16 protein-coding genes and 1 pseudogene are annotated in these 12,838 nt (G+C 47.2%); 6 read left to right on the plus strand and 11 right to left on the minus strand.

The window, feature by feature from the left end; genetic code table 11:
- From CSQ88_RS07865 to CSQ88_RS07880, 4 genes are all read left to right on the plus strand, one after another.
- Positions 1 to 92, plus strand: a 92-nt coding sequence (locus CSQ88_RS07865) for an IS3 family transposase (RefSeq protein WP_143449393.1), incomplete at its 5' end; no start/stop codon positions are given.
- Between the two features lie 283 nt (positions 93 to 375).
- Positions 376 to 747 (plus strand): GFA family protein, encoded by a 372-nt coding sequence (locus tag CSQ88_RS07870; RefSeq protein WP_099397559.1) that lies wholly within the window; start codon positions 376 to 378, stop codon positions 745 to 747.
- A 105-nt stretch (positions 748 to 852) separates the two neighbouring features.
- The gene (locus CSQ88_RS07875) at positions 853 to 1,272 is read left to right on the plus strand and encodes a BLUF domain-containing protein (RefSeq protein WP_099397560.1); all 420 of its coding nucleotides are present in this window, start codon (positions 853 to 855) and stop codon (positions 1,270 to 1,272) included.
- Between the two features lie 278 nt (positions 1,273 to 1,550).
- Positions 1,551 to 1,970: a BLUF domain-containing protein gene (locus CSQ88_RS07880; protein WP_099397561.1), complete on the plus strand. Its 420-nt coding sequence runs from the start codon at positions 1,551 to 1,553 to the stop codon at positions 1,968 to 1,970.
- A gap of 2 nt (positions 1,971 to 1,972) precedes the next feature.
- On the opposite strand, the gene CSQ88_RS07885 is transcribed toward CSQ88_RS07880, so the two are convergent.
- The 10 genes from CSQ88_RS07885 to CSQ88_RS07930 all read right to left on the minus strand — a co-directional run bounded on the left by CSQ88_RS07885 (position 1,973) and on the right by CSQ88_RS07930 (position 9,771).
- A complete protein-coding gene (locus CSQ88_RS07885; RefSeq protein WP_099397562.1) occupies positions 1,973 to 2,368 on the minus strand; it encodes a VOC family protein in 396 nt (131 codons plus the stop codon).
- Between the two features lie 9 nt (positions 2,369 to 2,377).
- A complete protein-coding gene (locus tag CSQ88_RS07890; RefSeq protein ID WP_099397563.1) occupies positions 2,378 to 2,848 on the minus strand; it encodes a GNAT family N-acetyltransferase in 471 nt (156 codons plus the stop codon).
- Positions 2,849 to 2,887: 39 nt separating this feature from the next.
- Positions 2,888 to 3,424, minus strand: a complete 537-nt coding sequence (locus CSQ88_RS07895) for a GNAT family N-acetyltransferase (RefSeq protein ID WP_099397564.1) — start codon at positions 3,422 to 3,424, stop codon at positions 2,888 to 2,890.
- A 103-nt stretch (positions 3,425 to 3,527) separates the two neighbouring features.
- Positions 3,528 to 4,325, minus strand: coding sequence for a MipA/OmpV family protein (locus CSQ88_RS07900; protein ID WP_099397565.1), 798 nt, complete (start codon positions 4,323 to 4,325; stop codon positions 3,528 to 3,530).
- A gap of 242 nt (positions 4,326 to 4,567) precedes the next feature.
- On the minus strand, positions 4,568 to 5,296 hold the full coding sequence (locus tag CSQ88_RS07905; RefSeq protein WP_099397566.1) for a metallophosphoesterase: 729 nt from the start codon (positions 5,294 to 5,296) through the stop codon (positions 4,568 to 4,570).
- A 110-nt stretch (positions 5,297 to 5,406) separates the two neighbouring features.
- Positions 5,407 to 6,267, minus strand: a complete 861-nt coding sequence (locus CSQ88_RS07910) for a hypothetical protein (protein WP_099397567.1) — start codon at positions 6,265 to 6,267, stop codon at positions 5,407 to 5,409.
- A 205-nt stretch (positions 6,268 to 6,472) separates the two neighbouring features.
- Entirely contained in the window at positions 6,473 to 7,282 is an 810-nt protein-coding gene (locus CSQ88_RS07915; RefSeq protein WP_099397568.1) for a class I SAM-dependent methyltransferase, read from the minus strand.
- Positions 7,282 to 8,226 (minus strand): bifunctional GNAT family N-acetyltransferase/NUDIX hydrolase, encoded by a 945-nt coding sequence (locus tag CSQ88_RS07920; protein ID WP_218963034.1) that lies wholly within the window; start codon positions 8,224 to 8,226, stop codon positions 7,282 to 7,284. Before CSQ88_RS07920 ends, CSQ88_RS07915 begins: the two co-directional genes overlap by 1 nt.
- Before the next feature lie 100 nt (positions 8,227 to 8,326).
- Complete coding sequence (locus CSQ88_RS07925; RefSeq protein WP_099397570.1) at positions 8,327 to 8,737, minus strand: RDD family protein; 411 nt, start codon at positions 8,735 to 8,737, stop codon at positions 8,327 to 8,329.
- 155 nt (positions 8,738 to 8,892) lie between these two features.
- Positions 8,893 to 9,771 (minus strand): DUF6268 family outer membrane beta-barrel protein, encoded by an 879-nt coding sequence (locus tag CSQ88_RS07930; RefSeq protein ID WP_099397571.1) that lies wholly within the window; start codon positions 9,769 to 9,771, stop codon positions 8,893 to 8,895.
- A gap of 368 nt (positions 9,772 to 10,139) precedes the next feature.
- Between CSQ88_RS07930 and CSQ88_RS07935 the strand changes: the two are divergent.
- A pseudogene (locus tag CSQ88_RS07935) lies at positions 10,140 to 10,826 on the plus strand (IS5 family transposase); the annotation flags it as partial.
- A 21-nt stretch (positions 10,827 to 10,847) separates the two neighbouring features.
- Here CSQ88_RS07935 and CSQ88_RS07940 read toward each other — a convergent pair.
- Positions 10,848 to 11,834 carry a S66 peptidase family protein gene (locus tag CSQ88_RS07940; protein WP_099397572.1) on the minus strand — a complete coding sequence of 329 codons (987 nt, stop codon included), beginning with the start codon at positions 11,832 to 11,834 and terminating at the stop codon, positions 10,848 to 10,850.
- Positions 11,835 to 11,942: 108 nt separating this feature from the next.
- Between CSQ88_RS07940 and CSQ88_RS07945 the strand changes: the two genes are divergently transcribed.
- Entirely contained in the window at positions 11,943 to 12,764 is an 822-nt protein-coding gene (locus CSQ88_RS07945; protein WP_143449446.1) for a hypothetical protein, read from the plus strand.
- Positions 12,765 to 12,838 lie beyond the last annotated feature (74 nt).

Genomic DNA, 12,838 nt, shown 5'->3' on the forward strand with positions numbered 1-12,838 from the left:
ATTACATCCATTACTATAACCACGACCGAATCAAACTGAAGTTAAAAGGGCTGAGTCCTGTGCAATACAGAACCCAGCCCTTGAGCGCCTAGCTTTTATACTGTCCAACTAATTGGGGTCAGTTCAAATGCGGGCTGTTTTTTTTTGTGTATTCTTGCCAGAATTAATAGTAGCCAGCGAAGGGCTGTTGTAATTTTTTACGAATATTTAACATTAATTACTCAGGCTTAGAATGTAACAATAAATCATTTTTTTGATTTGCTGCGTTGTGTATTCTTATAGTTTTTCATGCTAACGGCGTATTTTCTTTTTGTGTTTTATCGCCAGGCCATAAATAAATCTCTGCATGCGTAATCGTTATTCTAAGGGAGGCGTATGGAAACAAAACAAGGCAGTTGCCATTGCGGTGCGGTGGTGTTTGAGGTGGATTTAGCGCAGGGTTTTGAGAATTTACGCCGCTGCAATTGCTCACTATGCAGCCGTAAAGGAGCGATTATTGCCAGTGTGCCGGTTGAAGGCCTACGGGTAATTAAAGGGGAGGAGATGCTCAGCCTTTATCAATGGAATACCAAAACGGCAAAGCATTATTTTTGTAAAGTCTGCGGCATTTATACCCATCATCAGCGGCGCAGCAATCCATCGCAATTTGGTTTTAATGTGGCCTGCATTGCCGGAGTTAACCCTTTTGAACTGGGCGAAATTGGTGTGGGCGATGGGGCTTCGCAAGGGCTGGTTCTTGCAAGCTGAATGCCGGTTAATTCATTGGCGAAGTTATGAAATAGCACTATAAATGATGGGAGGGGAATTGATCGCTTTACTCGGCCTTCATTCCATAGAAATGAGGGTTTAAGCATGATTGATCTCTACGCCTTAGTTTATGTCAGCTCAGCTACGGCACTGATGACGGATGATCAGCTTGAATCTTTACTGATTGATGCTGGTGAGCTGAATCAGCAAAACGGGGTGACGGGGCTACTGCTCTACAATCAGGGAGAGTTTATGCAATACCTTGAAGGCCGGGAGCAGGCGGTGCATGAAACATTTCAGCGAATTACGGCCAGCAAAAGGCATACCGGAATTCTTTGTTTATTTGATGAAAAAATAGAGCAGCGAAGTTTCGCTGATTGGAATATGGGTTTTGTACAAGCAACGCAATCACAAATGCTGGCACTCTCTTCCGCCCGTTGGGAAAAAACAGTGAATGAAATTACAAATCAATTGTCTGATGCTGAGGGTATTATTTTGCTCAGAGGTTTTTGGGCAAGGCGTTAATTAAAAAATTTGAATTGGTGTGTAAGAATTTAAATGAAGTTGTGTAAATTAAACAGATATTTATTTTTTTGATTGAATATTTTTCCTTTAACTTACTTTGATTGGCGAAATTATAATATTCGCGCTATAAATCCTGCTCATGCCTCCTTGAGTTTGTTGTCTTGTTCGGTCTGGTTTGGTGCCAGTCAAGATTGTTTTGAATTAAATAACAACAGGCTTGGGGATGGTTGCTTGAAATCGCCAAGTGTTTTTTTTTGGTAAGAAAGGATAGTTAAATCATGTCTGATCTCCATTCTTTGATTTACGTAAGCACAGCTACCCATTTAATGACCGACGCAGAGTTGGAAACTTTACTGCAGGGGGCTGTTGAGCAGAATAATAAAAATGATGTAACAGGTGTGTTGCTTTATAACGATGGTGATTTTATGCAGTGTCTTGAAGGGCCGGAGCATATATTACGGGAGACATTCAAGCGTATTTCACGCAGCAGCCGGCATTCGGGTATCATTTGTTTATTTGATGAAAAAATAAGTAAGCGTAGTTTTTCTGACTGGCATATGGGATATGCAAAAACCAGTAAATCACAAATGCTGGCATTGTCGTCTGCTCAATGGAAGAAAATCGCAGAAGCCCCCTTGGATGAAAAAAAAGAGTCGGAGGGTTTAATTTTGCTAAGAGATTTTTGGAGTCGAAGATAGTTTTAATCCAAATGTGTTTGAATGTTTATTACCGCCTCAATCCGGTAACCATCTGGGTCAATCACAAAAGCCGCGTAATAGTGCTCTCCATAATCTGGCCGTAATCCGGCCGGGCCATTATCCTTGCCGCCATTTGCCATGGCTGCTGTATAAAATGCTTCAACTTCTGCCTGATTCTTAGCTGAAAAGGCTAAATGAAATCCTTGCCCTATGGCAACGTATTTGCATAATTTGATTGCAAATTTGTCGCCTCCGCCTTGAATGCCATAGCCCACTGCCGCATCATCACCTTCTAAATCTTCCCATACCCGTATATAGCCAAGCGGGGCTAATACGGCGTCATAAAAAATAGCTGAACGCTGGATATCTGTGACGCCGAATGATAAATGGTGGAGCATGTTTTCTCTTTAATTAATATGAGTGGTTTTATTGGGTGAGAAATAATAGATCAGTGGCACGCAACCATAGGGTAACGGTGTCGCTAAATCGAAAGTATCAAATCCGGCCTGAGTATAAAAGCCAACTGCATTGGGCGATGAATTAACACGCAAATGGCCACGGGGTGATTGAATCTGGCAAATTTCCAATGCTGCTTTTAATAGGTTTTTTCCTGCGCCTTGGCCATGGAATTCGGGTAATACATATAGCTCGGCTAAGTTCCAAAAGTGTTTTACTAAAATGGTGCCTATGACACGTTCTTGATGCACACATTGCAAAAATAAATGTGCTGCTTGATTTGATTGCCAAAGCGAGTAATTGGCTGCGATATGGGGTATCAATTCATCGCATTCTGCCTGGCTAAGGCTATCCATTGAGCCTATTGCCTGGGTGGCAATCAATAGGGCTTGTTCGATATCGGTAGTGGTGGTGATGAGCATGGCAATCCATTTCTTATCGTAAGGGGTGAACGCTTTTATTTAACTTAGACGCAATTCATAACACACTTCATGTAATGGATGGCCTGTGAGTGCGGTAGTGCTGCGTGTTTCACCCGTATTTTTAAAACCGCAACGCTCATAAAGCCCCCTTGCCGGGTGATTTTCTGTAATGCACCACAACAGGAGGCGCTGATAAGCAAAGTGCGTTGCCATGGTGATGGCGTCTTGCATCAATTCAAACCCAAGCCCGCTGCGCCATACGCCTGGGGCTACGTTGAGCGCCCAAAGCTCGGCGCTGTTGTCAGTTGTTTCAAAGCGTGGTGTGCCAAGCAGATAAAAACCCTGAGCCTGATTCTGCTGGCCGGCGATGGCCAGATAAAACTCACGAGTTTGTGTGGATAGCCTGGTTTGCAGCGATTCAAGATTGGCGTCTGGCTTGAGTGCTTTTAAAAAAATATCGGGCATAAAGGGCGCATAAGCGGCTTGCCATGCGGCGATACGTATCTGGCTGATGGCCAGAGCATCGGCCACCTGGGCCTGGCGGATAATGGTTGTGCAAGTTTGAGCAGGGGGCATGGAAGGGGCTTATTTAAGCGGTGCGTCAGGTTTTTAATTATTGCGATATATCCGCCCCCGGGCAATTTAATCAGCTCTGCCTGTGTGATTAAGAGACAGTGCCCTACCAGACATAGCCGACGCCCATTAATAAATCGTATTCGCCTTTTTTATTAATCAGCGGGCTGCTTTTAATTGCATCGGGGTAGCGCTCAGCAGCAAGCACGATGCCGCCCAGCCAGTGGCGGCTGAAGCGGTATGTCATCACAAGGCTTGCTGATAAAGATAAAGTTGAGCCCACATCATAGGCGGGGTGTGCTGCCGTGGCTTCTTCACTGGAAACGCCGCCGTAGTAATAGTTTGCTAAATTTTTGCTGCGCCAAATCATGCCCATGCCCGGCATGACGGCCCATTTTTCACGCACGATGGGGGTGTCAAACCAGAGCAGGGCATCCTGCCCTTTGCTCCTGCCGCTGATATCACTGGAAACCCTTGCGGTGATCAGGCCAACAGGCGTGTAGATATGCGTGCCTACGCCTGCATCAAGCTCCCATTTGCGCTGCTTTAAGCCCGCCCATTCCGCATGGTCTTCAGGGTTTAAATTGCCGCCGCGAAACCGGCCTACGCCATAGATGTTGAAATCTTTATTCTCATACAGCGTGTGCAGCACCCGGTCGCCCAGATACATGGTTTGCTTGCCGATATAGATTGCACCGGGGATGGCCATGACACTGTTGCTGGCAGCCTGATAAGGCGATGAGCCTGCATAGGCCACTGCTCCAAATGTCCATCCCTGGGGAATGGGCGATATTTCCTGATTGTTTACAATAAGCTGCAAGGCATCAAGGTTAATGTCAGCATGAGCAAGCGGCATCAGCGCTGCTGTTAAGATACAAATCAGCTTACGGGAAAAAACAGGCATCGGAGCATCCGTGCAAAATAGGATGGCGCAGTATACACAAACTTAAAATCGCATTAGCGCAGGTGGTGATATGCACAATGTTTGCGCGGATTCATTGCGGATATTTTATTTATTAGCTCCGTTTCGCTGGAGCGTTTATTTGGAATATTTAATCAGGCATTCACTTGTCTATTCCGTTGTCCTGCGATTGTCTGCTGGTGAAGCGCCGTTTTTTTACGCTGTTATTTAAACGAATAAAGTCATTAAATATATCCGCTTAATAAAGCCTTAGCCCATTCCGGCCGCTGCCTTGCCTGCGCGAGTTTGGCCATGGCTTTATATTTGTAAGGAACGGCGATTAAGCTGCCAGACCAGTTGCCTTTGCCTTGCTCCACAATGGCGTAACGGGCATCGGGGCTGCCGTTTTCTACCTTATGCGGATAGGGGTGAATATCGTCGTAAGCAGGCAGGCCCACGCTGCCGGGGTTGATTATCAGCTGGCCTAAGCTGCTGCGCATTATTCTTGGAATATGCGTATGGCCACAGGCAACTAAGCCTGCCCGCACATCGCCCAGGCGTTGCTGGATTTCTGCCTGAGTAGCCAGGCGCAGCCGGGCTGGCTCTATTGTTTCCATAAAGTATTCAACATCGCTGCGCGGCGTGCCGTGGCATAGCAATACATCAGAATTAAGCGGTGCGCAGCTGCGCAATCCAGCCAGCCATGCCCATTCTTTAGCCCCCAGCTGGCTGTGTGCAAATGCGTCTGACGCATTCATATTATTTGCTGCCAAAAGCTGGCGCTCATGATTGCCCGCCAGATGCACCCAGTCCTGCGCCATTAAAAACTGCGCCGTTTCAAGCGGCATCAATGGGCCGGAAAGGCTGTCTCCCAAGTTGACCACCGCATCCACTCCACGGCGGGCAATATCTTTAACCACGGCTTCTAAGGCGGGCAAATTACCGTGAATGTCTGAAACAAGGGCAAGGCGCATAGGGTGTCCTGTGTAGGGGCTTATGATTTGCCGTGAGTATTTGCAGGGTGGATTGCGGCCAGGATATCGCAGTGCTCAGCCCATTGACTGGCCCGCCCCCCTGCATCTTTTTACTGATTCAACTCTTTTAACTCCGCCTCACACCAGTGCTGTTCATCAGCGGGAACTTGCTCAAGACAGGCGATGGCCGCAGCGCGGTGTAGTTCAAAGGCATCGTTCTGGTCTTTTTGAGCGATGGCCAGCAAGGCATGGGCGAAAAACAGCTCGAAGGCGGGCGCATTATTTTGCGTGCAGATCTCTAAGCAGCGCCGGGCCGCTTGTACTGCTTCATCCTTCAGCCCGGCTTGCAAGTTACTGCGGCAGAGGCGGTATTCGGCGCGCTCGGTTTCCAGCCAGGTGCCTGCCAGCTTCCAGTACTTAAGAGCGCTTTGCGCTGCCAGCAGCATGGCGGCTGTTTCGGTTGCTGTGCGATTGTTTTGTTCTTCTAATGTGCCTGCCAGATTACTGCCACCCACGGCAAGCGCGCGATGAACAGGGGCCTGGTCAGGCAGGGCGATGAGTTGCGTACAGGTCATCAGCGCTTGTGAATAGCTGTCTGTGGCCATGGCCAGTTTTTGCTGTGCAGCAAACAGGCTGCTTGCTGTTGCAAGTGTAATGGTCTGCTCTAGCGGCGTAAGCGAAGCCAGCGCATCCTGATCGCCCCGGCCATATTTCAGAGTGGCAGTGCTGACTGCGATGGCGCTGGCTGCGGCTGGCTCGCCTGTTAAACGGGGGAGCGATTGCAGCAGGGCAATGCCCGCATCCCAATCTGCCAGATGCTCGCCATACACATGGGTAATTAAGCGGGTAAAAGCCTGAATCTGGCTGGCTGTTTGCGCAAGCTGGGGCGAATGGCTCAACCGCTCTGCAACGGCTAAGGGCTGATCGCCATGATCGGCCCATGCTGTTTTAATAAAATCATCAAAAGTCATCAGTCGTCTTGCTGTGTGTGTAAGTACCCGGAGATTAAAGGACGTTTATGACATAAGCAAGATTGGCGTGGGGATTGCCAAGAATTACACCGCCATTTCTCCACACAACGCTGGCACAGCGGCTTGATTTTCTGTGGGAGTGTAAGATAACAACAGAATATCCCCGCCCCAAATGTCTCTTAATTTCAAATTTTCAGTGGCTAAGCTATGCAGCAATCGCCGATACTTTCAACATGCAATCTGCAAAAGCAACTTTTCCATCGTCTTCACATAGCGCTGCCAGCTCCTGCAGATAGGCCGTATGAAACTGCTGGCGTGGCTCTGCGGCTAAAAATGCCAGGTCATAGCAGCTTTCAAACCAAGACCAGACTTCTTCCGGGGTGTAGCGGCGGCTGATCGTGATTTTTTCAATTTTAATTTGCGTGAAAAAAGGTGTCAGTGCGCTGATGATGCTTTCTTCTTTGGCAAGGCGTTGGTCGCCAAAACGCAGCGCTTTTGCGCTTTCGTGCTGATAAAGCACCCGAAGCCGTGTCACATAGGCATCCATCACCGCACTGGCCGGTGCTGCCGTGCCAATGATAAAAGCGAAGCGCCCATTGGGCCGGAGCACGCGATGAATTTCGCCCAGTACCCCATCCAGCTGATCCATCAGCATCAGCGCCATATGGCAAAGCACGATATCGCAGCACTGGTTTTCTAAAGGCAAGGATTGTGCCTTGCCCTGGTGCAAAGTGGCGCGATCGCCCAGCCTGTGCCGCGCCGCTGCCAGCTCGCCAGCGCTCATATCAACACCGATAAGGGTGCGCTCAGGCAAAAGAGAGAGCAAAAAGCCATCACCACAGGCCAAATCAAGTACGGTGGCATCGCTTGCCACGTCCTTTGCAAGGCATTCGTAAGATGAAGCATAGAGCTGCCCGCCCATAGCCGCGCTCAGCGATTGAAAAGAATGGGACGTAATACCGGGCTGCTGATTATGAAAATCAATTAAAAATTGCTCGGACAGGGAGGTGTTCATTAGGTTTTCTCTGTGTGTGCGATGCAGGTTTGCGCTGCTTTTAAGCAGCTTGCATTGTTTTCAAAGCTAAGCATTTCAAGCGCGTCTGCAAAAGTGCACCAGCGCCAGTTCTTATGTTCGGCCGAGAGAATAGGTTCAGCATCGGTTTGGGCGCAGAAAATATGCTCGGCTACATCGTTTGGCTCTGCGCCGTAAGCGGCTCTCCACTCTGGCCTGATTGGGTAGTAGTGACTAAAGCCAGTGTCGGTGATATGCGGTAGATGCAGGCCCGTTTCTTCCCATACTTCACGTAAGGCCGTGTCGCAGAGGCTTTCTCCCGCTTCCATTGCCCCAGACACACCTTGCCAGAAATCTGGCAAAGCCAAATCAGGCCTTGCATGGCGCTGGAGGAGTAGCCAATGCCGCTCGCCGTGAACTTCTTTATATAAAAAGACCTGCACAGAATGGGCTAAGCGTGCAGGAAGGGGGCTTAACTTACAAAGCATCAGAAAGTAGCCGTTTCTTTGCTCCACTTCCTGAAAACCATATTTTTCATACAGGCGCCTGGCTGGGTTTTGAGGGTGAACCGTCAGCGACACCTGACGATATCCTGCGGCACGGGCGGCATCTAGTGCGCTACGGAGCAGGCCAGCGCCATAGCCTTGCTGCTGAAAATCAGCAAATAAAGCGATAGCGAGCTGAGGCGTTGCCTCGTCTATCCATGCCAGGCCTTGATGCCTGGGCAACAGCCGCATCCAGCAAGCGCCGATGACTTGGGTGCCGAGCAATGCGATAACGCCCACGTCGCCATCCTTGCCCCAATCTGCCGCATAAATACGTACGTGCTCATCGTTCAGCACTTCCTTTGGCCTTAAGCCTGCAGGTGGCTGGTCCCAAAGTGCAATATGGAGTAAATCCCAAATCAGGGCTTGATCGCTGCTTTGAAGAGGGTGGTGGTGGAGCATTTTATTTGCTAAGGGCATGGATTTTAATGAAGCGGATGGATAATCGAGAAAACCTGCTTTCAGCAGGCCCGGTTGGATTAAATGTTCTGAATGCGCTGATTTAACGCGGAGTACTTTTATGCAATAAGAGGGGGCTTTTCGCTTCAATCACAATGGTTTTCGCGACCACATCATGAATGGCCCGGCGGTCTTTGCGTGCGGGAATAAGGAGCAGGGATACGATGCCTAAGCTGCATTTTATAAAAAAACGGCCATAGGCTTGAGGCCCGCTTATTCTGCTTAGATCAGAATGGTTTCTGACCCTAAAACGCATCAGATACTGGCCAAGGCTGCAGGCGAGCACGGTAGCAATGGGCTCATAGCAAAGCAGCAGCACGATAAACAGCCCGAATGCTGATTCGTGAAAGAGAGGCTCCAGAGGTGAGTTGGAAATTGCCCACAGGATCAGTAAAACCACCAAAAAATCAATTAAGGATGCGGTATAACGCCTGAAAATGCTGGGGTATTGCATTTTAATCACTTGTGTTTGTAAGTATATCCAAGTGTCTCTGTTTTGAATTACTTACACAAGCATTAACTATGCGTATGGTATGGGGGCTGAGTGGAAATAAGGAGGCGGAATTAATCCGCTCTCCTTATTTTTAAGCCATCGCCTGTGGGCAGGGCTTAAAACCGGCCATTAATGGCAAAGCCAAAGAAAGGGATCTTTTTGGCTTTTTCATTGTTCAGCTCGTTGCCATTGCTATCCAGAATGGTGAACTTGCCGCCCGCAGCCACACCGGTGTAAGCATCGAACCGCCAGTTGGGTTGTATTTTATAAGCCGCGTGTAAAAAGACCGGGGCATATTGCTCTTCTAATACACCATCCGGTGCCAAGGGGTTATTTTTGGCTAAGCGATACTGAAACTGACGCATGGCGGCGCCTGCTCCAATCTCAAATTGAGGCGTAAGGGCCCAGCTGAGCTCCAGCCCGGCAGGGCCGACGGGGCCAACGGTAAAGGGATTGGCCAGTGTCAGGCTGGGGGTGATTTTCCAGTCAATAATCAGGAAAGGAAAGCCCTGAGTTTTTTCTAACTGACGGTACACCCCCGCGCCCACACCCAGTACTAAAGTAGGCGAAAAAGCGTGTGCCACAGAGGCATTCATACCGTAAATCCAGCTTTCTTTGGTGTCGGCATTTTTTTCTTTGCTATTGCTGGCGTCAAAGGTCGCTGAGTAAAACCAGCCATTTTGGGAGTTATAACGATAGGGCACAGAAAAAGTAACTCTTTCTAATTGCTTCCATGGCTCGCTGACTTTCCATGGGTTTTGGTCAAAGTGCCATGTTTCACGGGCCAATTGAAGATTAATCCCAATATTGTGCCGCTGGTTAATATCGTGATTGATGCCGAAGTTTGCTTGCAGGCTTTCCAGCCTGGCCTGACCACCATCATCAAAATCAAACTTGGGCGTGCCAAGTGGAGTAATGGTCATGTCAACATTGGTGCCTGCATGGGCAAAACCAATCGATGCAAGTAAAAGTGTGAGCAGTGATGATTTAAGCATTGGGGCTCCTGAAGATCTGGCTTAGGTAGTAGGCGGTTTACGCTAGCTATATTAATGAGCCTGGGTGAAGTTTTTTGTGTTTGCGACAGAAAGCCGTCAGAGAGGATTAAGTGCCGAATTTAAGGGGCCAATGGGTTGGGATTATTTACTTGTGAGTCATCTATACTTAAGTGTGTCATCGTTTTTATTTTAAATTGGCTTACGTTTTTTGCTATTTAATGACAGATATTTTGTCTGGCTGGAATGTTTATCTGTAAATACTGAATGCTCGGGCTTAGGGTCTTTTGACGTTTCAAACCAGAAGAAATGCAAAAGCAGGTGCAAACCCGCAGAATGGAGGTTCCTGCACCAGTTATCCTGCGCGATTAATGCTCATTAACGAGCTTTGGCCGAAGCTAGAAAAGATTCTGCTTCAACACACCATTTACAACATGCCCGATTTACGAATTGCCGCCGAAGGAATACTTTGCCGCATGCGCGTCGGCTGCCCATGGCGAGATGAATGGAACTCCGTCTATAAACGCTTTAACGCTTGGTCGGCAGCGGGGAAATGACTCAATATTTTCAAAGCCTGACGGGCCGATCCCGATTTCGAGTGGGTATTCATTGATAGGGAGTTATGCAAAGGCTCACCAACACTGCGCGGGGGCCGCTAGCGATCAATCTGAAGGCATCGGCAAGAGTCGCGCTGGGAATGCCAGCAAAATTCACTTGGCGGTGGATGCTTACGGTTTGCCAATCGCATTTGAAATTACTGGCGGCTAAATCAACGATTGTACTGCTGCCCCTCAGTTAGTCGCTCAATTACCTTCAGCCGAAGTGATCATCGCAGACAAGGGACATGACAGCGAGTTCATCCGGAGCAGACTAAAGCACAGGGTGCGCGGCCAGTGATTCCCAGAAAACGTAATTCAATCAAAGGGAATACCGATCTGGATCGAGGGCTGTATTGCTACCGACATTTGGTCGAGAATGCCTTTGCGCGACTGAAACATTATCGAGCTGTGGCATTCCGATACGATAAATTAAAACGAAATTACGAAAGTGTTATGGCTTATTTGAAACGTCAACAGACCCTAATGCCTGGTGATTATTATTTTGCAATGATGTTCATCCGCAGTAATTTCAATTTCACCACCAATGGGAAAAGTAATCTGCGGGGTGGTGTGGCCGAAATCAACGTTTGCCACGACAACGATTGATTGCAGTTCAGGCTTGGAGCAGATTAGCTTAGTAATTTGTGTGTTTGTTATTTCTGAGTCTTTTTGAAAACGACCAATCAGAATGCCCTTGATTTTTTTGAATAGCTTTAAATCAATCATTGATTGCAGGTTACGGTCAAACTCAATCAGAGTATTGTTGTTAAGCAGATTGTCTTCTTCAATGAATAAAACTGAGTTTTCTATATCAGGAAAATAAACACTTCCCTGTAGTAAATTTAATGTGCATAAATTTCCGCCAAATACTCTCCCTTTTACTGCCCCTGGCTTGATAACCAGGCAGCCGCTATTTTCATAAAAAGTTCTGTTATCCTGATCGATATACCACTCATCATCTGACCAGTGTTTGGATGGGCTAACAGGGAATGCTGCCTCTTCCATCAGGCATTTTTTGAAGTAATCAACCGTATATTCAATGCCTTTTTCCATTCCAAATGTAGAAAAATGTGGCCCGCTATAGGTGATTAAGCCTGTCTGTGCAAAGATTGCATTACTTAATGCGGTAATATCTGAAAAGCCACAAAAAATTTTGGGGTTGGCTTTGATTAATGCATAATCAATTTTATTAAGAAGCTGGTTTGAGTTGTGCCCGCCAATGGCGGTTAAAATACCTTTAATTGTTTTATCTGCAAATGCGGTATGCAGGTCTTCAAGCCGTGATTGGACCGATGAAGAATGAAACTCATCCATCTGATAAGCATTCTTTGCAACACAGACTTCTAAACCTATTTCATTTAGTTTCGCTGAGGCAAGGCTGATGGTTTGCTGTGAAATAATCCCAAGGCTTCTTGAAGGAGCGATCACACATACTTTATCGCCCTGTTTTAATTTTTCGCTTTGCATGTTTACTCCGGAACAGATTGATTTAAATGCTTTAGTCATTCAGAATGAATAGCTTCGCATTCATTTTTGTGCTTTATTTGTAAATATTTTTCCATTGGGGCTGGCGATTTGGCTCTCTTATTAAATACATTATCTCTTTTTGTAAGTAGTAAAAAATTGAATCCTGATAACGATCGCTTTGTCACCAAAAAAGAAATTGCCAAACTTCGCCATTTTTTTACACTTCGGTTTGCTTATCTTCAAGTGGCCATGGAGAGTGACATGGGGGCTTTGCTAGAATACTGGCGGCAACACGGTCCTGATTGCGTCGCAATGCCCGTATCTGAAAATGCTGAAGTGCAGAAGCTTATGACACAGCATAAGGATGCAATTCTTGCATTACCCTATGAGGTGACTACATCAGGACTTGCTGCAGTGCATGCATTTTTTGATACGGTGCTGAATCATATTGATAAAACACTTGCAGATGCAATCAGAAATGATGAGCACTTTAGTGTGATATCTGATGTGATTGATGAGCACGAGAGCCTGGTCAGTTATTTTGCTTATGCCACGTTAGTTTTTGAGACAATACCCGCTGGTTTTTATAGCCGCAGCGAGAGTGAGAGCATGCCTTATTGGATGCAGGAAGCCATGCTCTTGATTTTTCTGGCCCCGCTTAGCACGAGTAATGTGGTTTGCCTGCGCATGCGTGCTTTGGAGGAGCGGCTTACAAGTGATGCGCTGGGCCCCTTGTTGGCGAGGGCAGAGTCAGATCCTTTACGGCTTGCTTTAGAAACATTTATTCGTGGACTGACAGATTTCTCTCTCGCAGCTGATGAGCTGCATCAATTGGCGGTAAAACTGGTTCTTGCCCGTAAGCAGGGGCCTGAATTCATTTATCTGGGCCGAAAATGGTGTGCTTGGGTACGGGGTTTGATTTCTTCATAAATGGCTGCATCAATCAGTCTTTTTTGATGTTTTCTTTTTTTCATTAAAATACAGTATTTTGTTTTCTCATATCT

It is taken from the genome of Iodobacter sp. BJB302 (assembly GCF_002735645.1).
Lineage (GTDB): Bacteria > Pseudomonadota > Gammaproteobacteria > Burkholderiales > Chitinibacteraceae > Iodobacter.